The sequence below is a fragment of the Moritella viscosa genome (genome assembly GCF_900120065.1).
In the GTDB taxonomy this organism is placed as follows: domain Bacteria; phylum Pseudomonadota; class Gammaproteobacteria; order Enterobacterales; family Moritellaceae; genus Moritella; species Moritella viscosa.
In genome coordinates, this window is the sequence record NZ_FPLG01000083.1 from 1 (window position 1) to 21,334 (window position 21,334).

At 37.9% G+C, this 21,334-nt stretch carries 20 protein-coding genes; 1 reads left to right on the forward strand and 19 read right to left on the reverse strand.

What is annotated here, in order from left to right; all coding sequences use genetic code 11:
* Nucleotides 1-368 precede the first annotated feature (368 nt).
* Nucleotides 369-1,979, forward strand: a complete 1,611-nt coding sequence (locus BT797_RS11115) for a methyl-accepting chemotaxis protein (protein WP_045111857.1) — start codon at nucleotides 369-371, stop codon at nucleotides 1,977-1,979.
* A gap of 66 nt (nucleotides 1,980-2,045) precedes the next feature.
* Here BT797_RS11115 and BT797_RS11120 read toward each other — a convergent pair whose 3' ends face one another.
* From BT797_RS11120 to BT797_RS11205, 19 genes are all read right to left on the reverse strand, one after another.
* Nucleotides 2,046-5,561 (reverse strand): C25 family cysteine peptidase, encoded by a 3,516-nt coding sequence (locus BT797_RS11120; protein ID WP_075472102.1) that lies wholly within the window; start codon nucleotides 5,559-5,561, stop codon nucleotides 2,046-2,048.
* 1,198 nt (nucleotides 5,562-6,759) lie between these two features.
* Complete coding sequence (locus BT797_RS11125; protein ID WP_045111858.1) at nucleotides 6,760-7,779, reverse strand: LysR family transcriptional regulator; 1,020 nt, start codon at nucleotides 7,777-7,779, stop codon at nucleotides 6,760-6,762.
* 254 nt (nucleotides 7,780-8,033) lie between these two features.
* Nucleotides 8,034-8,603, reverse strand: coding sequence for an OmpA family protein (locus tag BT797_RS11130; RefSeq protein ID WP_052678395.1), 570 nt, complete (start codon nucleotides 8,601-8,603; stop codon nucleotides 8,034-8,036).
* Between the two features lie 10 nt (nucleotides 8,604-8,613).
* The gene (locus tag BT797_RS11135) at nucleotides 8,614-9,819 is read right to left on the reverse strand and encodes a TadE/TadG family type IV pilus assembly protein (RefSeq protein WP_045111859.1); all 1,206 of its coding nucleotides are present in this window, start codon (nucleotides 9,817-9,819) and stop codon (nucleotides 8,614-8,616) included.
* Entirely contained in the window at nucleotides 9,819-10,352 is a 534-nt protein-coding gene (tadF, locus tag BT797_RS11140; protein ID WP_170860743.1) for a tight adherence pilus pseudopilin TadF, read from the reverse strand. Before tadF ends, BT797_RS11135 begins: the two co-directional genes overlap by 1 nt.
* Nucleotides 10,353-10,368: 16 nt before the next feature.
* Complete coding sequence (locus BT797_RS11145; protein WP_045111861.1) at nucleotides 10,369-10,941, reverse strand: TadE family protein; 573 nt, start codon at nucleotides 10,939-10,941, stop codon at nucleotides 10,369-10,371.
* A complete protein-coding gene (locus BT797_RS11150) occupies nucleotides 10,925-12,031 on the reverse strand; it encodes a tetratricopeptide repeat protein (protein WP_075472104.1) in 1,107 nt (368 codons plus the stop codon). The genes BT797_RS11145 and BT797_RS11150 overlap by 17 nt, the downstream gene beginning before the upstream one ends.
* Nucleotides 12,031-12,909 carry a type II secretion system F family protein gene (locus tag BT797_RS11155; RefSeq protein ID WP_045111863.1) on the reverse strand — a complete coding sequence of 293 codons (879 nt, stop codon included), beginning with the start codon at nucleotides 12,907-12,909 and terminating at the stop codon, nucleotides 12,031-12,033. Before BT797_RS11155 ends, BT797_RS11150 begins: the two co-directional genes overlap by 1 nt.
* Complete coding sequence (locus BT797_RS11160; RefSeq protein WP_082287441.1) at nucleotides 12,909-13,829, reverse strand: type II secretion system F family protein; 921 nt, start codon at nucleotides 13,827-13,829, stop codon at nucleotides 12,909-12,911. Before BT797_RS11160 ends, BT797_RS11155 begins: the two co-directional genes overlap by 1 nt.
* Nucleotides 13,826-15,094 (reverse strand): TadA family conjugal transfer-associated ATPase, encoded by a 1,269-nt coding sequence (locus BT797_RS11165; protein ID WP_045111864.1) that lies wholly within the window; start codon nucleotides 15,092-15,094, stop codon nucleotides 13,826-13,828. The genes BT797_RS11160 and BT797_RS11165 overlap by 4 nt, the downstream gene beginning before the upstream one ends.
* A complete protein-coding gene (locus tag BT797_RS11170) occupies nucleotides 15,091-16,326 on the reverse strand; it encodes a CpaE/TadZ family protein (RefSeq protein ID WP_075472105.1) in 1,236 nt (411 codons plus the stop codon). Before BT797_RS11170 ends, BT797_RS11165 begins: the two co-directional genes overlap by 4 nt.
* A gap of 7 nt (nucleotides 16,327-16,333) precedes the next feature.
* Nucleotides 16,334-16,786 (reverse strand): hypothetical protein, encoded by a 453-nt coding sequence (locus tag BT797_RS11175; protein WP_139291668.1) that lies wholly within the window; start codon nucleotides 16,784-16,786, stop codon nucleotides 16,334-16,336.
* Between the two features lie 8 nt (nucleotides 16,787-16,794).
* Nucleotides 16,795-18,108, reverse strand: a complete 1,314-nt coding sequence (locus BT797_RS11180) for a type II and III secretion system protein family protein (RefSeq protein WP_045111867.1) — start codon at nucleotides 18,106-18,108, stop codon at nucleotides 16,795-16,797.
* Nucleotides 18,101-18,445, reverse strand: a complete 345-nt coding sequence (locus tag BT797_RS11185) for a pilus assembly protein N-terminal domain-containing protein (RefSeq protein WP_045111868.1) — start codon at nucleotides 18,443-18,445, stop codon at nucleotides 18,101-18,103. The genes BT797_RS11180 and BT797_RS11185 overlap by 8 nt, the downstream gene beginning before the upstream one ends.
* Nucleotides 18,442-19,257 carry an RcpC/CpaB family pilus assembly protein gene (locus BT797_RS11190; protein ID WP_075472107.1) on the reverse strand — a complete coding sequence of 272 codons (816 nt, stop codon included), beginning with the start codon at nucleotides 19,255-19,257 and terminating at the stop codon, nucleotides 18,442-18,444. The genes BT797_RS11185 and BT797_RS11190 overlap by 4 nt, the downstream gene beginning before the upstream one ends.
* A gap of 23 nt (nucleotides 19,258-19,280) precedes the next feature.
* Nucleotides 19,281-19,712 carry an A24 family peptidase gene (locus BT797_RS11195; protein WP_052678397.1) on the reverse strand — a complete coding sequence of 144 codons (432 nt, stop codon included), beginning with the start codon at nucleotides 19,710-19,712 and terminating at the stop codon, nucleotides 19,281-19,283.
* A 12-nt stretch (nucleotides 19,713-19,724) separates the two neighbouring features.
* Nucleotides 19,725-19,961 (reverse strand): Flp family type IVb pilin, encoded by a 237-nt coding sequence (locus tag BT797_RS11200; RefSeq protein WP_045111870.1) that lies wholly within the window; start codon nucleotides 19,959-19,961, stop codon nucleotides 19,725-19,727.
* Between the two features lie 773 nt (nucleotides 19,962-20,734).
* Nucleotides 20,735-20,896, reverse strand: coding sequence for a hypothetical protein (locus tag BT797_RS23845; protein WP_170860745.1), 162 nt, complete (start codon nucleotides 20,894-20,896; stop codon nucleotides 20,735-20,737).
* 8 nt (nucleotides 20,897-20,904) lie between these two features.
* Entirely contained in the window at nucleotides 20,905-21,279 is a 375-nt protein-coding gene (locus BT797_RS11205; protein WP_075472109.1) for a hypothetical protein, read from the reverse strand.
* Nucleotides 21,280-21,334 lie beyond the last annotated feature (55 nt).

Below are 21,334 nucleotides of genomic sequence, written 5' to 3' on the forward strand. Positions count from 1 at the left end.
TCCTCATATCCCTGCCACTTCTTTCTAAAATACCCTCCTCATGAATACACCTTCTAATTTCTAATTTCTAATTTCTAATTTCTAATTTCTAATTTCTAATTTCTAATTTCAGCATTTTAAATAAGCATGTAATTAACTATGTAAACTTTAATGCCTTAATGCCCTCTATCACTTATTCATCCCCTTATATTCTACTTAATTTACTTATTATTAACATTTAAGCCTAATAAAATACCTCTTTTGGTCGATATCACATATGTACCAGTATTATTTTGTTACGATAACCCTACTTATTACAGTAGAATTAAAATACCAATGGCTATCATTAAGTGCTTGATATCCCTGTTGGTTTCTGATGGGGAAAAACAATGTTACAAAACTTATCTATCACTAGAAAAATAAACCTCGCGTTAAGTACCCTTTTTGTCCTGATACTCGCTATCTCGGCATTATCACAAAGCAAGCAAGAGACAGCACTGGTTTTATCTATTTTAGAACAACAAGCGCATGAACAAGCTGATACTTATTTTGACAGTTTAAATACCATGATGCTAACGGGCAGTATTGGGCAACGTGAAACCTTACGTCACAAAATGCTAGAAAACGATAACATTACCGATATCCGCGTAGTTAGAGCCGATAAGGTCAATCAACTTTATGGTTCAGGATTAGCGAGTGAACAAGTCAAAGATGATTTTGACCGCCGTGCACTTGCAGGCGAAGAGATTACCCAAGTCATTAGCACTCTCCAAGGTGAAACCTTATTGATTACAAAACCACTTATCGCATCAAAAGATTACCGCGGTACTGATTGTACAGCTTGTCATAATGCGCAAGAAGGTGATGTACTAGGTGCGGTTAGATTAGAGTACTCCTTAAATAACTTCTACCAGCAAGTGCAACAAAATATTTTACGGTCAAGCGCTATCTTAGCCGTGGTATTACTTGCGGGATTGTTACTGACGTTGTTTATTATTCGCAACATCATCTTAAAACCAATCAGTGACCTGACTAACAGTATGGAATTAGCCAGTGACACCCAAGATGTGACAACACTAATTGAAGTCAAAAATAATGACGAAATAGGCCGTATGGTCACCGCCTTTAACTACATGATGAGTAATTTTCATTACAGCCTGACTCATGTACTTAATACGGCAGAACAATTAGAAGACATTTCGACAAAACTAAGTACAGCATCAGCACAAACTTACAATTCAGCCAACCAACAAAAACAAGAAGCCGCGACAATCAACGCCAGTATCATCAATATGCAAACGCAAGTTGAAGATATTAAGGCGAAAGCAAATATGACCACCCAGGCATCAACACAAGCAGCATTACAAACCGATAAGGGTAATGTATTAGCCAGTGCAACAATTGATGAAATCAGCACATTAACAACACAACTCGACCATGTTGTCGATAAGATGCATCAGCTCGGCGAACAGACTCACAATGTAACTAAAATATTAGGTGTGATTAATTCCATTTCAGAGCAAACCAATTTATTGGCGCTCAACGCAGCCATCGAAGCTGCGAGAGCCGGTGAAAGTGGCCGAGGATTTGCGGTGGTTGCAGAAGAAGTTCGCGCACTAGCAATTAAAACCAATGATTCAACCAAAGAAATACAAACCATTGTTAGCTCATTGATTGAAACATCAAACAGTTCATTTTCAGCGATGGATACCGCCAAAGTAACAGCAGCAGAAGGCGCTGTAAAAGTATCGCAGTTAGCGGATATGTTAAATGAAATTGCACGAGAAATGCAGGAGATTAATCAGTTAAATAATTCGGTTGCTGAATCATCGATAACACAACAAGAGTTAACCACAGATATTCAACACAACATTGAAACTATCGCAGTCCACTCCGATGAAACAACGCTAGTTGCAACACATGCAAGTAGTATCAGCCAAGAGCTATTAAATCACTCAACTGAGCTACTCGTGAAAGTGAAAGAATTTAAACTAAACTAAAATAAAATGCCGATCATAATGATCGGCATTTTTGATATCAACAACTCCAAAGGAGCAATGTATTGGTTAGTTACCTTTACTCACGACTACAGTGCTAATTGATGAGCTAGTTTTACCCTTGTCATCTGTAACCGTCAACTGGAACTTTAATGTTGCATCAGCCATCGGAGTAACAGCATAAGCGTAGTTTTTATTCGCATGGTCAATCCGCACTTTCTCTCCTGCGACCTGAGTCCATTGATAACTGACGATTGAACCATCAGCATCCGTTGATTTACGACCATCCAACACCACCCATTGGCGATATGATGCTTGTTTATCTTCACCAGCATGTGCAACTGGCGCTAAGTTGTCATCTTTACTTGACTGATTAGCTGTAACATTCGAATCATTTACCATCAGAGTAATAATTGTTGAACCTGACTTTCCTTTATTATCTGTCACCGTTAGTTTAACTTTCACATATCCAGTCTTATAAGGAGCGATAACATAAGTATTATTACCATTTGGACGGTCAATTATTATTTTTGGTCCCGATACTTGGGTCCACTGATAACTAACGATAGAACCATCCGCATCACGTGATTGACGGCCGTCCAGATTTGTCCACTTACCAAGAGATATTGCCTTCTGAGCCGTGCCACGAATAAGAGCCACAGGTGCTACATTAGCAACTGGAATTGGTTTCACAATTGCATTTGGATCATTAACAACAATCGTATGTATAGCTGAATCTGTCATCCCCTTATTATCGGTCACTGTCAGTTTGAATGTCAGGGTAGCTGTATCTTGCGATGTTAACGCATAAGCATAACGGCCTGTTGGACGAATAATCCTAACCGTTGGTCCCGATACCTGAGTCCATTGATAGCTGACAATTGAACCATCTGCATCGGTTGACTTACGACCATCTAAAACAGCCCAGGTTCTGACCGATATTTTCTGATCTGCTTCGACACGTGCCACAGGCGCTTTATTATCTTCCACCTTAGTTTTAGCTGAAGCTTTAATCAATACAGAATGGGTAGTAAAAGCACTCTTATCCGATTCATCTGTTACCATCAACTTAAACACTAATGTTTCATCCTGACTGATGGAGTCAGATGTATTCACCCATGCCCTGCTATCGTTCGCTTGATTGATTACAACTTTTTGACCTGATATCTGTGTCCACTGATAGCGTAAAACACCTTTAGCAACAACAGATTCTCGACCATCTAAATAGAACCATGAACCAGCATTGATCACCTCATTATGCTGAATGACGGCTTTAGGACCTTCGCTGGCAATAACAATCTTGCCTTCATAAGGAATAGCGTCGTGTTCAGTCACTGTTACGCTCATGGTTTTATTCGGTGTGAACTCAAAAGTAGCGCGGCCATTATTATCCGTTTCCGCCACATGCGATTCACCCGAAGTAGTCACTAACGCAACTCGAGCACCCTCAAGTAGTACATCACCACTACGAACAACCACAGAGAAAGAAGATTCATTTCCCGCAGATAAATTAGCCGGATGAGTAACCGTCAGGCTTTGCGGACGAACAGTACGCATTTCCATTGACGGATCACCCAACCAGTTAAAGAAACGCGCTGTCATCTTCGCGTAACCAGCCTGCCCATAATGGCTATATAATCGTTCTTTAGCTCGGTTCAGTGCCATTGCTGGTTGCCAAGACACGGGATATATGTCACTAGACCAGGTGCCATCATAATCGTCCCAGAAACTGTCCATAATTCCCACGTGAAAATTATCGTTATAGCCTGAATAACTGACTCGCGCAGCACCGGTAAATCCGACGGCTCCTCCGTTGGCGTTTCGCATCCAAGATTCAGCAAATGTATCTTTGCCATCAAACCAGCCAGTCGCGCAGTTTAAGCTAAACACTACTGGTGCAAAATCACCATTAGTTAACCCATTAACATCCCCGCTGGTAAACTCAGGATCAGCCCAACCAGAACCGCCCGCATAGCCATGATCACGATGCACAACGAGTCCAACTCCGTCATTAATCGCCTCTGCAATTTGAACTCGGTCACCACTGCCTTGATCTTTCCATGCCTGTGGTACGATTGTCGGCGGAGTAATTCTAGCGCTGCCATAAGCCCAACCACCATATTTCAATTCATTGTTCAGGTCAGCATCCCATTTTAAAGCAGTATGAACCGTATAACCTTTATTAAACAAGTCACCTAAACCCGCGAAGAAATCAAAATCAGGTCCAAGGAAATCCGCGATCCGTTGCAGATCTTCCATAAACATACGGTCGCCTTTATTATCGCGATTATGATCTTGGAACTGCCCAGCCAACAGCACATGTCCATATCGGTCTGAATCTACCGGACTCTTTGCATAATTAAGAGTACGGTTGACCATAGTCGTGATCTGCTCGACCGTATCACCAGAGAAACGTCCAATGACAAGATCTGGTAATGCATCAGTGCCATCAACTAGCGAATAATCAAAGTCAGTATGCCAAACATGATCCTGCCCGTGGTAAGGATGTCCAATAACTTCCCAGCTTGGAACATCTTCATGATCACCAACAAGGAGCACATATGAGGTCATAGTGCCATTTTGATAAGCATCTTTAATATATTCTTTAATTTCTTCCTGTGTACTGCCCGTTTCTAAAATTGGTGCGACATGGACCTTATAACCCATTTTACGCTTCCAAGCAGCTAGAGGTGCAACTGCCTCTTGAAAACGATCTGCCGTTATGATCAAGTAATCAGCAGCCTGAGCCGGCGTAAGGGCTGCATCATTCTTTACTGTATCTGGAGCCGATACAGCATCAACAGCGAAATCTCTGTCAGTACGCAAATCAATAGTTGAACCTTTATCTGAACTATTAGGCTGTAACGGATCATGACGTTTAGGTTTACTGCCAACGCTGTCTGAATAAACAAAATTCAGATGAAATTTAACTTTAGTGGCAAATCGAACTGACTTATCTATCGAGTTGAAATCAGTTGGACGATAGGAAATAACTGCATAGTTTTTTCCACGTACACGCACAGTTTCAATAATTCGAATTGGCTCTTCGATGGCATCAGTAGCCAAATTATAAACAGTTTCATCTTTCACAAAAGGCATATGCTGCCCAGGTCGTTCACCATCAGCAGTCACTACATCCGGGATCGGTAGTTGCACGGGTTCAACAGTCATATCAGGAAATGACTCAGACCAAATCACCTTATCAATCACAAGTTCCAGCTGTACGCCATCAGGAATACGAACCATCTGACGATAGCCAGTTAAGTTAGGATGCCCGGGTTGCGCCGAACTACCAGCGTCAGGTAAAAGAATACGATTATAAACATTACCATCCGCCATTTTAACCTTAGCGAGCGAAAGGGTCGTTAACTGCGCTTCAAATATCGCACTTTGCTCACTTTTACTGGTCAGCAAGAAATAACTAGGTTTCTTGGAATCCTTGGTTAGCTGAGCTATATCAGCTACAGGCCCAAAATTAACGATCTTCTTATCAAACTCCTCACTATATATATTTTCTACAGCCATAACAGACTGCGATAAAATAGCCAAAGTTAAAATTGATTTCTTTAACATACCATTAACCATAAGTACTCCTTTATTTAATAATTAATTTTCCCATGCACTAGCAGAATATTTTTATGTTAGGAAATTTAATTACGACGGTAACAACGTAATTCGCCTAACTTTCTTATATAGCGACATATAATATGAAAAAGTTTAATTTTATATGGTTAAATTCAGCGGAGACGAATAACTGTAAATTAAAATATAAAGGGAACATAATTATTATGTCCTAATAAAATAATTTACGAGGGAAGATAAAAGAGAGAATAACGAACGAGTCGAATGAAAAATATAATTAACTTATCATTATGAAATAACATTAAGATACTTATGGTTATTTTATTAAGACAAACAGACTAATCATTTACTTACAAACTATATTTAAAGTACAGGAACCATCATAACGAACAATTTTAACAGATTTATTTTATTACATGAAAACACACCACGGTATTCATCCCCTGCTCAGTTTATTCTTAGTTGAGCTAAGGTAGTCTATTGATATAATATTCTGTTTCCAGCGTATTTTTCTACAATAATGGATAGATTTACTTTGATTAATTACAGTTTAAATATGGAAAACAAGTGATAATATAATTAATAATTCACCTATTTACTAATACCAATATCGTTTTAACAAAACAAACACATGACCATATTTACTTAATCCTCCCCATAAAAGTAAAAATATAACTTAAATATATCGAGAGGTTAAAACATTTAAAGTGAAAGCCTGGTCAATTAACATACCAATAACATAGTGTATATTTTATTATTTTAACGAAGATTAAATATCATTATATTTTAACATACATATAGTTTTACATTAAATTTAAGTATCTTAACAATAAGTTTCCCCAAACATTAATTTCGGTTACCTATTATTAAAATACCCTGCGAGTTCATAATCGAAGCATATCTCGATGCCAACACAGCTCGATCATGTCGTCGATAAGATGAAGCAATAAAAGTATCGCTATTAGCGGACATGTGAAATGTAGGGGATTAATCAGTTAAATAATTCGGTTGCCAAATCATCGATAACACCGCAGAGTTAACCACAGATATTCCACACAACATTGAAACTATCGCGCTCTACTTTGATTAAACCACTCGACGAATTACTCACGAAAGTAAAAGTTATTTAAACTAAATATGTCATAAACGAATTACTGTAATTCGTTTATGACATAAGTAAAAATCCTTATAATAAACACTATTATATAGATACACCAAGAGAGGTGGACGTCGGAGCGTAAATATAACAAGACGATTGACTAGCCGCTTTTTCTATAGAGTCATATTCTGAAAAATTAAGGTTACTCATTACATCAAGGCTAGGTACGCTCGTATCCCGACTATCACTCTTCAAAATAAGTGGTTTAAGCATATCCTCTACCTTTATGTCATCATCCAAATCAACATTTTTTTTCAAATAGTATAATTGCTTATGTTTTGCTAACGGAAAAAAATGTAGTCTATGCCGCTCATGATGAGCATCGAAGTAAAACCTTGGCATCAATGTAAAACCTGTACCAAGAGATACAGCCTGTAAAGCCGCACAGATAGTCTCAGCATGACAATGCGTCGGAATAGCACTAGCGGATGATTCACTCGTCACTAAATCTTCCAACAACGACTCTTGTTCCATATCGGGATAACTAACAATACCAAGTTGGCTAAGCGAATCAAGTGTAACAACTGACGACGGGAAGTGGCCTTTTTTACATATAACGCCAAATTCAACATCACCAATATAGATAGCTTCAGCAGCTTCAGGTCGCTCAGATGATAACAAAAATCCAGCATCACAGTCCCCCTTTGCCATCGCACTGATTACTGACTCAACATAACCAGATGTGATTTTTAATTTTTTTCTATTTTCATCCGAATAAATAGCCAGGTGCCGAGCAAAAAGAGCAGGATACAATGCGTGATCAACAAATAGCTTTATTTGTTTCACCTTCCTATTCCTATTTCTTAAACGATCAATAAACTCTGATTCAGATTTACATCTTAACTGTCCATATCTATATAGCTCTTCACCAAGAGGTGTAATACTAAAACTTCTAGCATTACGATCGATCACCTCACCATCAAAAAAAGATTCTAGTTTTTTAATATGCTGGGAAACGCCTGGCTGCGTCATGCATAGATTTTGCGCTGTTTCAGTAAAGCTTTTAGTTTTTACTAACTGTAAAAAACTATGAAGCCAGACTGGGTTAATGCTTACTTTCATCAATTATTCCTTTAATTTCAAACTACAAATAGGCAAATCCAACCACCTAAAGAAGCACAATAAACCACTAAGCGCGATAGATGCAGTCCTAAAAACCACCTAATACATGAAAGTTAAAACATAATTCTACATAAGCGCGAAGTTCCATGTGACACATTGTCACCTTACAAATACTATATCATAGCGTATATTAAAATTTAAACATTTGTTTTAGAATAGCTTATTGATATAAAACACAATAGTTAAGCTCTTTATTAAAGCGCCTCATAAAATATCTCAACTCTACGATTACACTCTCCAACCCCCTTTCCCTCACCTACACAACGAGGGTTCCGCAGACCTTCAGACCTCGTTATCAAACGAATATGTTTAATTCCTTTTATTTCAAGGTACTGCTTCACAGCATTAGCACGACGTAACCCAAGATCATGGTTATACTCTGCATGACCTTCATTATCTGTATGGCCAACAACAACTAAATTAGCAGGTAAATCATCACGAATAGCCAATGCGTCTAACACCAGTTGTTCACTGTCCTTTATATTATATTTATCAAAATCAAACGAAACTAGCGTCCGCGAACTACTAACATCATAACAATGCGTTTCTTCAAAATTGATTGAATTAACATTATCCTTTTGCTTATTCGGTTGTAGTTCACTCTCATGCAGATTATTTTCTTTATTCGTTATCACTGAGTATTTATTTTCAATTGATTCTGTAAATACATAATCATTATTTATTTTTTCACATTTCTGCATTGCCGTTGCCGTTGCCGTAAATACCATTAATAGTCCATATATAACAAGAGTAAGCGCTTTCATTTTTCATTTCCTAATGTGTAACCAGTCGACCACTTTCTTCACTGATCAAATTGATAATATTTTTGTATACATCCTCACCAGACGATGCGTGATATACATTGTCAGGCCCGACACAAGTCGACATAGCAGGAAACGATTTAACATTATAATCAATTCCAATAACGGCAAATGTAACGGTAATATCCTCCCCATGAAGCGATTTCTTATTATTGAATAATTTTTTTATTTTACTGCACATACCAGCTTGAACAAGATCACGAGTAACCCAAGGATATGTGTCGTTACCATCTGATAGAATAATAAATACTTGATTGTCATTTAGATCAACAGCCCGATCTGCAATTTGTGCAGCCCGCATGATGCCTTGATCAGACGCTGTTACGCCACGTGGTCGAAATAATGCAATTTGATCATTAAATGTCTTAAATTCACTCGTCAATAACATATCGTAAAAATAACCATATGAACCAGAAGATTGACGACCTAGAGGTTTTACTTTAAGCATATTATCAACCACATATCTGATATTTATGTTATTTTGATTGTATTGCCTAGCTTCATAAATCGCCCCATTCGTCGCTCGATGGTAAGTGTAATAATTATAACCAGTAAGCGCGACTCGATGCTTATAGGTATGACGAGAGTTATATATCTCGAGATCTGCTGTTACACGTTTTATGACCCCTGCTAATACTTCAAACTTAGATTTACCATTCCTTTTAGCCTTAAACGGGGAGGTCATAGAACCACTCATATCCGCAATAAAATAAACATCCGCAGGTTTACCCTGAAATTTTCTCGACGTTGACGCTGCCGCGACATCGTAACTAGACTCATCACTAAAAGGGTTTTTGAACCAATAATCATGATTACTCACCGCTGACAACTTAGATTCGATATAAATAGACTTTCCGTTAGCACTATCTTTGCGGCATGCGGCAGAATCATAGCAACCCAATTTTTCAACATTAACTTTGATGCTGTTGTTTTCACCTGTCATATAAGTACGCATATATTCATCCGCCAACGCCTTAGCAGCTTGCTTCTCGGTTGATTTTTGTGATATCACAGCCATATTAGCCATATCGACTGCGTCTTCTATTCGTGATTTATTCTGTAGTGCTCTTGCACCTTGCAGGCCTATAAAAAACGTGGTCATCAATATAGGCGCAATAATAACAAAAATGATCATTGCAACCCCTTGCTGATTTTTCATTAACCATTCCTCGCTAATGCCACAGAAGATGAGCTTAATGTCGTAAAGCCATTCCCTAATATATCGGTGGTTAAATCATCACTTCCATAACAGATAGTCACTTGAAATAAACTTGCACGCCTACTGTAATTTGTTTCAGGCGACAAAGATTGTAATTCTCTAAGTGGAACAAAGGTACAATTCGTCGATTTTATCTCTAGCCACTTAGCATAATAATGACTTGGTTTATTCTTCTCAAACTGCAGCTGTTCAACCACCATCGTCATTTTTTTTACATCGAAATTTGAAAACATTCTAGCCAATGAATTTTTCGCCATAAGATACATTTTATCAACAGCTTGGTCACAACCACGGTCTTCTGTTGAGCAAAGCATGTCATTACCATTAAATAGTTGTCTGCGTTCGGCTAATATGCTGACTATCGAATGTGACATGCGATCCAACTTCCCCTGATGCGATAGTTTCAAAATAATATCCATAGAAAATACGAATAGCAGGCTAAATACCAGCAATACCAAAGATAATTCAACCATAAAAATACCTTTATATTTATGCATCACAATTTAAACTCCCGCTAATATCAAAGCTGCAACGTTCATGCTCTTGAACTGCAATAACTTCACGCGTTAACATTAACTTATTGAGTAATGGCATAATTAATGGCCGATATTGATATTTAACACTATACAATGCAATAGCAGCTCCCTTTGAGGACGGCTCACCTTCAGGCAAGCAATTTTCGTTAGGCTTTTGCTCCTCGACAGGCACATGTTTATCAACGCAAGGTTCGATCAATGGTGCGAGATCGTTAAAATACGAGATTTGTACCTTAAATTTATTCACATCCACATAATCAGCCCAAAAAGAATCATTCGTCGTCAAAATATCTTTAAACCGAGCTTGATAGAACTGTTGTGGATTAATACCTTTTTTAGCAACATAGCTTTTACTTTCCCGGGACGAATGGGCAACAACATAGTCTGTTAACGCTGAGATATAGGAGAGGTAACACAATTCAAGCCATGCAAAACACATAAATAAAAATATTGGAAATCCCAAAGCAAATTCAATAACTACAACACCATTTTGCTTACCCGAGGGGAATTTACGCTGCATATTCATATACTATCTTGTAATCCTTATTTGGATATTTCACGACAAAAGCACCTTTCGCATTCAAGTGTTCTTTAAACAATCTTGCTTCCTGTAATGTCGTAAATGTTCCGATACAATAACGCTTCCAAAAACCAAAGTTATAAAAATATATATCTGTCTGGTACTTCTTAAAACGCGCCAGTTGTATCTCACTAAGTTGTTCATTAGACGCAAATATTTGTACCCTGAATACTGTTTCCTCTGAATTATCAGGTGTAAAGTCACTGCTCATAAATGGCGTAATTTCTATCATGTCATCAGTAATTAATTGCGTATTTTCGGTTATACTTTGTTTATACAGTGCGGTAGCTGGCCATTCTGCGACCAAAGCAACAGATTCATTACCATTTTTAGTTTTTGTTGCCATCAGTAATTCTAAGTTTTGTTCGGCAATATCCCCACTGTAGCGACTTACTAATATGCTTCTCGCCAGATCTATATTGCCATTATTAATCACAGCGACTAACAAGTTAGATTCAACAGTTTGATCTTCTTGATCAGCTTTATATAACGGCTGTAGAATCTTAATAGCGGCCTCATACTGACCTTGCATCATATGCAGCAATGCGAGATTATTTTTAATCGCTTTATCTTCATGACCCAAGCGAAGAGCACCTTGAAAACTTTGCTTAGCGAGTACAAACTGCCTCAATCCGGCATAAATCTTACCGGCGAGTAACTCAACCTCGGAGTCTTTATTGCGAATTAATTTTAATTTTTTAACTTTATCTAGTGCCAAGTTCAACTCCCCATCATAATAATGCATACGAGCAATCACAAAGAGGGCCGCTGGTGTGTCTTTTTCATCACTACCAAGCATCTCAACGTATATCTTAGCCGACGCTGTATCTTCTTGATTAAGATATATATTAATTAACTTCAGCATATACTCTGGTTGACGTTTGAGATTTTGTTTATAAAATGCGATCAACTTAGCGTCATCATGAGAGGTAATAATAATCTCTTCTGTCGTTTTCAATACATCGATTTCAGACGTAGTAGAACTACAGCTAACCAAAAATACGAGCAAAAAAATTATACATATTTTATTTAACATCAGGAAAAAGCCCTCATAATGCCAGGAGCGACAATTAATATAACGATTGGAAGCATGATAAATAGGATTAGAGGCATGGACATTTTAGCCCCCAACTTACCTATCTTTTCTTCCATCTCTAAGATCTGCATTTCGCGTATATCAGCAGCCAAGGTTGCTAAAACATCACTAATAGACGTGCCATAATGCAAACTTTGCGTCAGGGTCATCACGAAACTACGCATCTCTTTTGACGGAATAATCACATTGAGCTCTTCCAGCGACTGTTCAACTCCAACTAAATTGGTTCGCTGCATAGTTCGTGTTAATAGATAAGCCATCATTTGATCAAACAGAACCATCTCTTCGGCTAAATACGTCAATGCCGCTTCAATCGTCATCCCAGAACGTACACACACAGACATCAAGTCCAATAAAAAGGGGAGCCGATCAGATACCTTAGCTACATTGCCTTTTACTTTCATATTTAAAATCCCATCAGGGATCATAATCACCACAATACAAACAATCCCAAGTGCCGAGATTAAATTCAATAATTCGAGGTCAAAATAAGAGCCAATAACTATGACTAGCGCGCTAATGCTCACTAACGCTAGATATTTACAAGGTAAATATATTTGAGAAATAAACACATTATGGATCCCTGCTGCAACAAATTTAGCCTCTATTTCTTCATTCTTAATACTAATCTTTGCCACCAGCCACATCATGAAACTAGCAAATACGGCTTGTTTTTTCTTCTCTTCTATTGTCATCTTATCTAACCAGGCGTCACGATTCTTTTTATATATTTTTCGTGACATAAGATGCGCGGGAAACACAGCGATAATCAGCGTAAGCAAGAGTAGATTAATATTTTCAACCCATAGTTCCTGCATTATCCGACACTCTTCATTAGCATTCTAATGATCCCCAAGCCGATAAATTCACTGATTACTACATAATATAGAATCGGTTTACCCGCCTCTTCATACATCACAAAATCAAAGTTTTCAGGGCTAATGAATTTAAGAATTACAATAAAAATAACCGGGATTGCACTGACAATTTTAGCAGAAGCCCGAGATTCCGACGTCAGCGCAAATTTCTTTTTATTGATTGCATAGCTCTCAAACATAATGCGATTAATTCGCTGTAATATCTCTTTTAACTGACCACCACGGTTCATGTTTGCTCTTAATGTCACCACAAAAAAGAAGTATTCCGTATAGGGAAACATTTGACATGATTTCTTTAGCACTTGCTCTGGTGGTTCTCCGATTAATAGGCGTTCACTGATCCGTTTAAATTCATGGCCAACAACATTGTCTAATTTTTTCCCCACAAAATCGATTGCATGAGTGATACTGTCCCCCGCAGATACCGCACTAATCAGCAAGTTTAAGGCATCAGGAAAACCATCCTTAAATTCATTTTCACGTTTATTTTGTAGTATTTTCAACATAAAAAAAGTCGCACATATAGCAATAACGATGACAATGATTGTAATGTTGGCCTGCAATAAATACGTATTTAGAACAATACTCAGTATGTAGGTTGTTGCATAAAAAAGGCCGAGCTTCAGCACCACGTTGTCCCCGATCAATAATATCGAGTCAGTAACGAAATTTTTTATTTTATCAAATACGCTTAACTTGCTGAAAGCTGCCATATTCATAATCGTAGTTTTAGGTCCAGTAAACTCCTTAACATTAAACTCACTCAAATAGACTTCAATCAAGTTGTGGTTCTTCTTTCTTTTACACCACATATATAAGAGTACAGCCAGCAAAGGCATAAAAATAAGTAATATATTCACTGGCTAAAGATTCCTTCTAATATATCCGTAACGCCAAAAAAACGCGCTTTTTCGAATAATACCGAACGCTTCATTAGTCCAGGAGTCACAAATTCACCAACCACCTTATTTGAGTCTTCCGAATAGCCTGCTTCAAAAGTGAAAATCTCTTCTAAAACGACACTGGACCCCTCTAAACCGATGACTTCCGCTATACTCATTACTTTACGCGAGCCATCATGTAAACGACGGATCTGTACAATTAAATCAACTGAGCTGACAATTGTTCTACGAATCGCTTCTAATGGTAGCGTAGCCGTTCCCATCATTACCATACTCTCAACACGAGCAACTGCATCACGTGGAGTATTGGCATGTAAAGTAGACATGGAACCATCATGCCCTGTATTCATTGCCTGTAGCATTTCAAATGCTTCTCCGCCACGGCACTCACCGACAATAATACGATCCGGTCGCATCCGCAGGGCATTTATCACTAATTCTCTTGCTGAAATGGCCCCGTTACCCTCAAGTCCCGCATTTTTAGTTTCTAGACGTACAACGTGAGGCTGTAATATCTGTAACTCAGCAGCATCTTCAATCGTAACAATACGTTCACTATCAGAAATAAACGCTGATAATGCATTTAGCATGGTCGTTTTACCTGAACCTGTACCACCCGAAATTAATATATTTAATCGGCAACGGGCTGCTATCGTCAGCACCTGCGCCATTTCCATACTCAAAGCACCAAATCCGACTAAATCATGTAGTGTAATAGTCTGTTTTTTAAACTTACGTATAGACATCGACGTGCCATCGATAGCCACAGGTGGAATGACAATATTAACTCGACTGCCATCCATCAAGCGGGCGTCACATAATGGTTCCGATTCATCAACACGACGACCGACCCTAGATGCAATTCGCTTTGCAATTGAAATCAATTGTGCTTCATCCAAAAAACGTACATCCGATTTGGATACTTTGCCATTTTTTTCAATGAACACATTATCCGGTCCATTAATCATAATATCGGCAATCTCATCATCTTCCATCAGTCGCTGCAATGGACCTAGACCGGTAAGTTCATCGACAAAACTGCTTACCATACCGACCTTCACCACATGGGGTAACACATACTCGGATTGCTCAATAAGTATATTGACCCCTTCGGTCAACTGTGTTGTCAACTCTTCTTTACTCAAGCTATCGATTGCCGCAGCGTCAAGTGCGTCAAACACTTGCTCTCTGATTGATACGTATATGTCTTTTATATCACTCATTTATTACGACTCAACCAAGTGTTCCATTTACGCTTGCTGACTGGACTCGCTACATTTTTTCCCGTCAGTCTGCCTAATATTGGATCAAAACCTTCATTTAACTTTGACGTACATTTACCTAAACCACCGTTATTAATAATCATCGGTTTTAGTTTTGACTCAAAAGGAAACACGGCAATAACTTCACCTTCAATTTTCGAACACATATCAGTGATAGATAAAGAAAATTCACTCGCCGCTTTATTGTTATTGATGACCACATCGATCAAGGTATGGCTTTCTGCAAAACTCTGTTTAAATTTTTTCAATGTTCGCAGTGAGGTTATAGATGGTTCACAAACAAATATGATCCGATCATATAATATGGATAATTCATCCATGCCTAAGGCATAAATTAACGGTAGAGAAATATCATCAATAATAAAGTTATATTGCATCGATAGAGCATGTACCACATGTACTGAGAATCCATGTATATCTGCCGGTTTAGCACTATCATGGTTAACAGCAAGCAGATCTAGATTATCCGATACCGTACTTGTCATCGATTTAGCAACTGTGCTATCAATGCCATTTCTAACATCTTCGAAAACAACAGAGTTTCTGGAAAATGTTTTCAATCCTAAATTAATATCGACGTTAGTACCAAAATAAGCATTATCCACCAATAAGGTTTTAACTTTTGCTTGATTTGCTATGGATAAAGCAATACCGCTAGCGATAAGACTGTTTCCCACCCCTCCTTTAGTCGCCACGACAGCAATGCGTTTGGCTCTTCGACCTTGATAAGACCTAAGCCCCGAGGCTTGACTGCCTTTTTGGGCGCGAATAATATCAATAAATATCATTTCTTCTGCTGGCCAATAAATATATTCAATGCCTTTTTTCGCCAACTCACGGCTAATCACTATCGAGTCTTGCTTACCGATAACAACTAACTTGATCCCTTTTGCTAATAGGTTAGCCACCAGCTCTGCATACGTAAATGAATCGGTATTACCTCTTAGATCTAAGAACAATACATCAACAAATTCTTCGCTAAGTTCTGCAATATCACTCTCTTTAAGCATCGTTTTAACTTCGGGTTTATCTAAGCCTTCCACAACATAAAGTTCACTGAGGTATTCTATAAAGTCAGTATCTGGAGACACAATTAATCCAGTAACAACTTTCATTTTAACGGTGTTATTTTTTTTGCTTCCCGTTTTAAAAATATCAGCTAAATCTAACATATGACCTCTACTGTAAATTGCTTACTGGTGAAACCATGCTTTTCCAGCGATTCACCTCCACGGCACATCCAGCCCGTGAGCCGCCATTAAAAATATTGTAGGAAAGACATTCTTGATGACTAACATGCCGTGTTTTAATCGCAATTTTAAAATCTTTTTTCTGCTGTTTGTCTTTCACCAGAAAATTAACCTTACGAGGATCGAGTCCAATATCTTTAATTAACTGTTTCATATCATCGACAAAAAAACTTTGCTCAATGGCGTAATTTACAGTCACCGCATAATATTGTTCTTTATTAATTTTATTAACTAAAAAATCAGCGAGTACGCGTTTTGTCTTCTCTGGTTCGAACAGATTAAATTCGACCTGATTCACTTTCTCGTTAACTTGTAAATTATTAGTCCGCGGTAGTTGCTGATTGCAACCACATAGCAATATGCCCAATAATATAAAACTCATAATCCGCATCATTTAAATCCCATTGTTGCGGTAATTTCACCAATTTGCTCACGATCATGATCGGATAAATTAACGCGTAATATTCTTTCTAACATAGTTACTTTTTGCATCGACGGTAGGACAACTGATTCTGTTGATATCGGACTGACTAAGTTCACTGTCGCAACAATAATTAGCTCAGTCGTGGTTCTTTTCGATTTGGTATAAGTGAATAATGCGCCTAGAATGGGAATATCACCGAGCATAGGAACCTTGATGACTGATTCACTATTTTCAGACGTTAATAAACCAGCCAAAACAAAACTTTGGCCATTTTTAAGTTCTACCGTTGTTTTAGCCTTACGCGTTTTCAGTGATGGAACATTGGAATTAATTGTTTCATTAGTTGTATCTAACGAACTAACTTCGGGAATGAGCGTTACTCTAATATTACTTTCATCAAGAACTATAGCGGCTACGTCCAACTTTATTCCGTACTCTTTAAACATCACGTTAGCGGTATTATCGATATAAGTAACGACAGGAAGCTCACCGCCAACCAAGAAACTGGCAGTTTCACCAGAGATAACCGACAGGTTTGGCTCAGCAAGAATGCGCCCCACTTTATCATCGTCGACGGCAGTGATAATGTTCACAATATCAGTTGCACTGAAATGCAGTAGCTGATTAACATAATCTCCAGCGGTGCCCGCTATCGCTGAATATTTAATCCCAATCTCATCCATAAATGAACTGGATACTTCAGCAATCGTTAATTTCACATTAATCTGCTGGCTACTAATGACTTTAATGTTATTAATCACACCGGAATATACGTGACGTGTCATATAATCAAGTTCTTCATCTTGATCATCACCAGATACCATTACGAGTAAGTCTTTGCTTTCTTTTTCCATCATTTCGCCAACAAAATTATAAATTTTTTGTTTTACTCTACCTGTAGCAACCGTTCCAGAGAGCACAACCTGCTGACCAACATTATTCAGCATTATCTCTTCATCAGGAAAATAAGCCGCAAGCTGTTGTTCTAACAATGTTAAATTTCGATTTACGACCACCAAACTATTATGGATCTCTTGACCTTTATCGCCATAAACAATAAACGTCGATTGGCCTTCTTTTTTCGCAAAGATAACCACTTTACTGTCATCAATCATTTTATAATCAACAATTGTAGGTTGAGACATAAATACTGTGGCAGCGCTGGTATCTAACATCACAGTTTGGGCATCGCCTGTATTCAAATTAATGATCCTAGATGCGAATAAAGGCTTGCATACCAACAGCAGTAGGATTGCGAATGTTAGATTGATCTTATTCATCGCCAATCCCTTTTTCTTGATCTGCCCTTAGCTCTCGCACGCCTTTTTTTACCACTACTTTTACAACATCAACTGATTTGTTATAAATTTCATTACCATCCCGATCATAAACAATAAAAGCGGATAAACCCTCTTCTAATGCAAATATCACAACCTTCTGATGATTAATCACTTTATAATTAATGACTTCAGGTATAGAAACGAAGATAGTGGCAACGTCTGAACTAAAATTAATCGTTTTAGCATTGCCCGGATGTAATCGGATCATTCCGACAGCAAAGGCGGTTGAACTTATAGACAATAATAAGACGGCAAAGACAGGTTTTAATAATTTCATTTATACATATCCTGTTTAAGTGAATCCTTCATACCACGAATCTCTCGGACCGATTCACGCCGCTCAGCTTTAATCGCCTCAATCAAAGCTTCAGTACCAATACTGCGAGGGTGAACCCCTTCAGTGAACGGCATAATATCAATCTGAGCGATCTTCTCTGCAAGCGCCAGAGTCATCGCATCTTCTTTGCCTAGTTCGATAAGCACATTAACTGAATCTGCATTCGCCATCGCTTCATTTTCATTTTCATTATTTAATACTGGTACCGACAACAATTTAATACGGTTAAGCAACATTGTGATCATGAGATTTCGGTGGGAACCAAAGCCATCGTCAAAAGTATTGACATCTGGAGAGTTAAAGGTAAATACATCGACAAAATCGCCAACCATCAATGCGTTTGCAAGCAATTGTTTTTTATTGACAGTAAGAGGGTAAGCCAGTTTATCACTTGGTAGAACGAAACTGATATAGCGAGGATCACCAGGTAAAACCACGTCATTGCGCGTAACCTCTGCACCGATTTCAATTGACTGACTAAATATCGCCTGATGATGAAAAGGCAGAGTTTGTTCACCCAAAAATCCATTGCGGTGTGCTTCACTCTGTGACATAACAATGCGCTCAAGCTTATCTTCTGACAGCTGTTCACCTTTATCTAATCCTTCTTTGGCCAGCCAAACATCAACCATGGCTATACCATCAACCTCACCAGTACTCGCTGTATCCGCCGGAAACAGCATTATTTTTAATCCCATCAGAGTTACAATCAACCCCATCAAAACAACGAAAAATATGACTTTCTGATTCATGCTATGTACCTAAAACTATGCTCTTAAACTGACGCAATGACAAAGAAAAGGCCTGACAATGAAATAGCCACGCCATAAGGTATACCCGCATTTTGTTGCCGCCTAAAAATGTATTGCACTACGCCAAGACAAGTACCTATTAGTGACATAACAAATAGAAATAGAGCCCAGTATTCTGGCTTTATACCCAGTAGGTAAGCAGCAATTAACTTAATGTCACCAGCGCCACAAACTCGTAATAGAAACAGTCCGAATCCCACCGCCAATGCCAAAGCCGACTGCTGAAGTGAACTAATGTAAAAGTCACCACTTATCGCTACCGTCAGACATAACAATGCCGTTAATATAACTAAGCCATTAGGCAACCGCCTTACTGTCACATCCATATACGTAGTGCAGATAAAAAACACAAACAACACAAACAACAGGGCATATAAGCTGATACTAGACACCATTAAAACTGTCGCTTATGGTGCAGCTTGTGTACCTGCTTGACCAATATTTCCTTTAATTTTAGCGATTGCGTCTTTCAGTACATCACCAAACCCATCACTATTAAACGCAGCCAATACCAGCGTAGACACGGCCACGGCGATAATTGCATATTCAATGGCCGTAACACCCTTTTCATCTTTAGCAAAAGCACGTAGTTGGCCCTGCATCGAAACATATACACATGCACACATATTATTGAATAAGTTCATATTTTATATCCTGAGTTAATATTGTTGGAACAGAAATAAAGTGTAAATTAAGGTAATGGAACTGTACAATAATCTATATTTATGGAGCCATAACAAAATGTAATGCCAATTTAACCTACCTATACAGACATATGGACTACCAAATACTGGGTATTCAGCATATTATCTACAACTAGGTATTTCATAGAAGGTAAAAAAGGCTGATACAGAACGTCTGTATCAGCCATTTTTATTTGATAGTAAAACGGGAGTAAATAGTCAACGATCGTTACGGTTAGAGCCAAGCTACACCAACAGGTCTAAGCCAGGTTTTAAAACCACAATTCAATACCTTAGCCTGTATGTCAATCGCGTCGGCATAGGTATATTTATCCGATAATATATATACACGATCACCAACTACATTTGCATAAAATTTCAGTTCATCACACTTATACGGCATTGTTGGGTATTGATACCGACATAATCCTGCAAAAAATATGTTGTATTCTTCTTTATTTTTTATATACCCGACAACTATTTAACGTCGGTTTACTGTCAAGGTTATTATATATATCCATCACCTCTTTAATCGATAAGTTTAACCGAGTCAAACCGTTAGAATAACTAAATAGAGGTAAAAACAACAATGTAAACCAGAAAACTTTAATAATGTAGATCCTACATTTAATATTCAACTAACTAATTCTTAATACATAATTTAACCCCTTCTAAAACAATAAAATTATATAAATATAATTATGGATACAATTAGTTTTATTTATCAGAATTGACTATAACAAGTCAGGGTTAGGATTATCGATTTGCGCAGGACTACTAGCAATAGCCGTTAAGAATACAGTATGTGTAGCAACAACATATTTGCCTTTATCATCTGTAACCATTAGTTCGAATTCAAGTATTTCATCACGGGTTATATTACTCGGCGTTTGCACCCATGCTCTTATATAGTCAGAGCTATTAATAAGTACTTCTTTTCCAGCCGTTTGTCTCCATCTATACAAAATCCACTTACTTGTACTACAGACTGACTTGCATTGAGGAAAATCCAGCTACCCGAATTAACCGTCTGCTCGGGCAAAACCCGAATTTCATGTAGCTGTGAATAAATACGATCAGAAGTACCCAGAGCTAATAATTCATCATGAGGCCTATTGATGGGAGTGGAAGTAACGTATTCACTTTGCAACATATCACCGTAACCATCATCACGATGAAAGTCCGGTAAATCAGCTAATTTATAATTAGACCCGGCAGCTAAAGTCGACTTAGAAACGAATGAAAATATCAAAATCAACTTACTTAAAGCAACATTCAATTATTATAATCTCTAAAAATAAAATATTAACAACCAAAATATTAAACAATATAAG

Coding starts and splice junctions, on each gene's coding strand:
- BT797_RS11190 (WP_075472107.1), bottom strand. CDS start 19,257: ATGAATCAGAAAGTCATATTTTTCGTTGTTTTGATGGGGTTGATTGTA.
- BT797_RS11180 (WP_045111867.1), bottom strand. CDS start 18,108: ATGAATAAGATCAATCTAACATTCGCAATCCTACTGCTGTTGGTATGC.
- BT797_RS11195 (WP_052678397.1), bottom strand. CDS start 19,712: ATGGTGTCTAGTATCAGCTTATATGCCCTGTTGTTTGTGTTGTTTGTG.
- BT797_RS11125 (WP_045111858.1), bottom strand. CDS start 7,779: ATGAAAGTAAGCATTAACCCAGTCTGGCTTCATAGTTTTTTACAGTTA.
- BT797_RS11135 (WP_045111859.1), bottom strand. CDS start 9,819: ATGAAAAATCAGCAAGGGGTTGCAATGATCATTTTTGTTATTATTGCG.
- BT797_RS11120 (WP_075472102.1), bottom strand. CDS start 5,561: ATGGTTAATGGTATGTTAAAGAAATCAATTTTAACTTTGGCTATTTTA.
- BT797_RS11165 (WP_045111864.1), bottom strand. CDS start 15,094: ATGAGTGATATAAAAGACATATACGTATCAATCAGAGAGCAAGTGTTT.
- BT797_RS11130 (WP_052678395.1), bottom strand. CDS start 8,603: ATGAAAGCGCTTACTCTTGTTATATATGGACTATTAATGGTATTTACG.
- BT797_RS11115 (WP_045111857.1), top strand. CDS start 369: ATGTTACAAAACTTATCTATCACTAGAAAAATAAACCTCGCGTTAAGT.
- BT797_RS11185 (WP_045111868.1), bottom strand. CDS start 18,445: ATGAAATTATTAAAACCTGTCTTTGCCGTCTTATTATTGTCTATAAGT.
- tadF (WP_170860743.1), bottom strand. CDS start 10,352: ATGGTTGAATTATCTTTGGTATTGCTGGTATTTAGCCTGCTATTCGTA.
- BT797_RS11150 (WP_075472104.1), bottom strand. CDS start 12,031: ATGTTAAATAAAATATGTATAATTTTTTTGCTCGTATTTTTGGTTAGC.
- BT797_RS11200 (WP_045111870.1), bottom strand. CDS start 19,961: ATGAACTTATTCAATAATATGTGTGCATGTGTATATGTTTCGATGCAG.
- BT797_RS11170 (WP_075472105.1), bottom strand. CDS start 16,326: ATGTTAGATTTAGCTGATATTTTTAAAACGGGAAGCAAAAAAAATAAC.
- BT797_RS11145 (WP_045111861.1), bottom strand. CDS start 10,941: ATGAATATGCAGCGTAAATTCCCCTCGGGTAAGCAAAATGGTGTTGTA.
- BT797_RS11175 (WP_139291668.1), bottom strand. CDS start 16,786: ATGAGTTTTATATTATTGGGCATATTGCTATGTGGTTGCAATCAGCAA.
- BT797_RS11155 (WP_045111863.1), bottom strand. CDS start 12,909: ATGCAGGAACTATGGGTTGAAAATATTAATCTACTCTTGCTTACGCTG.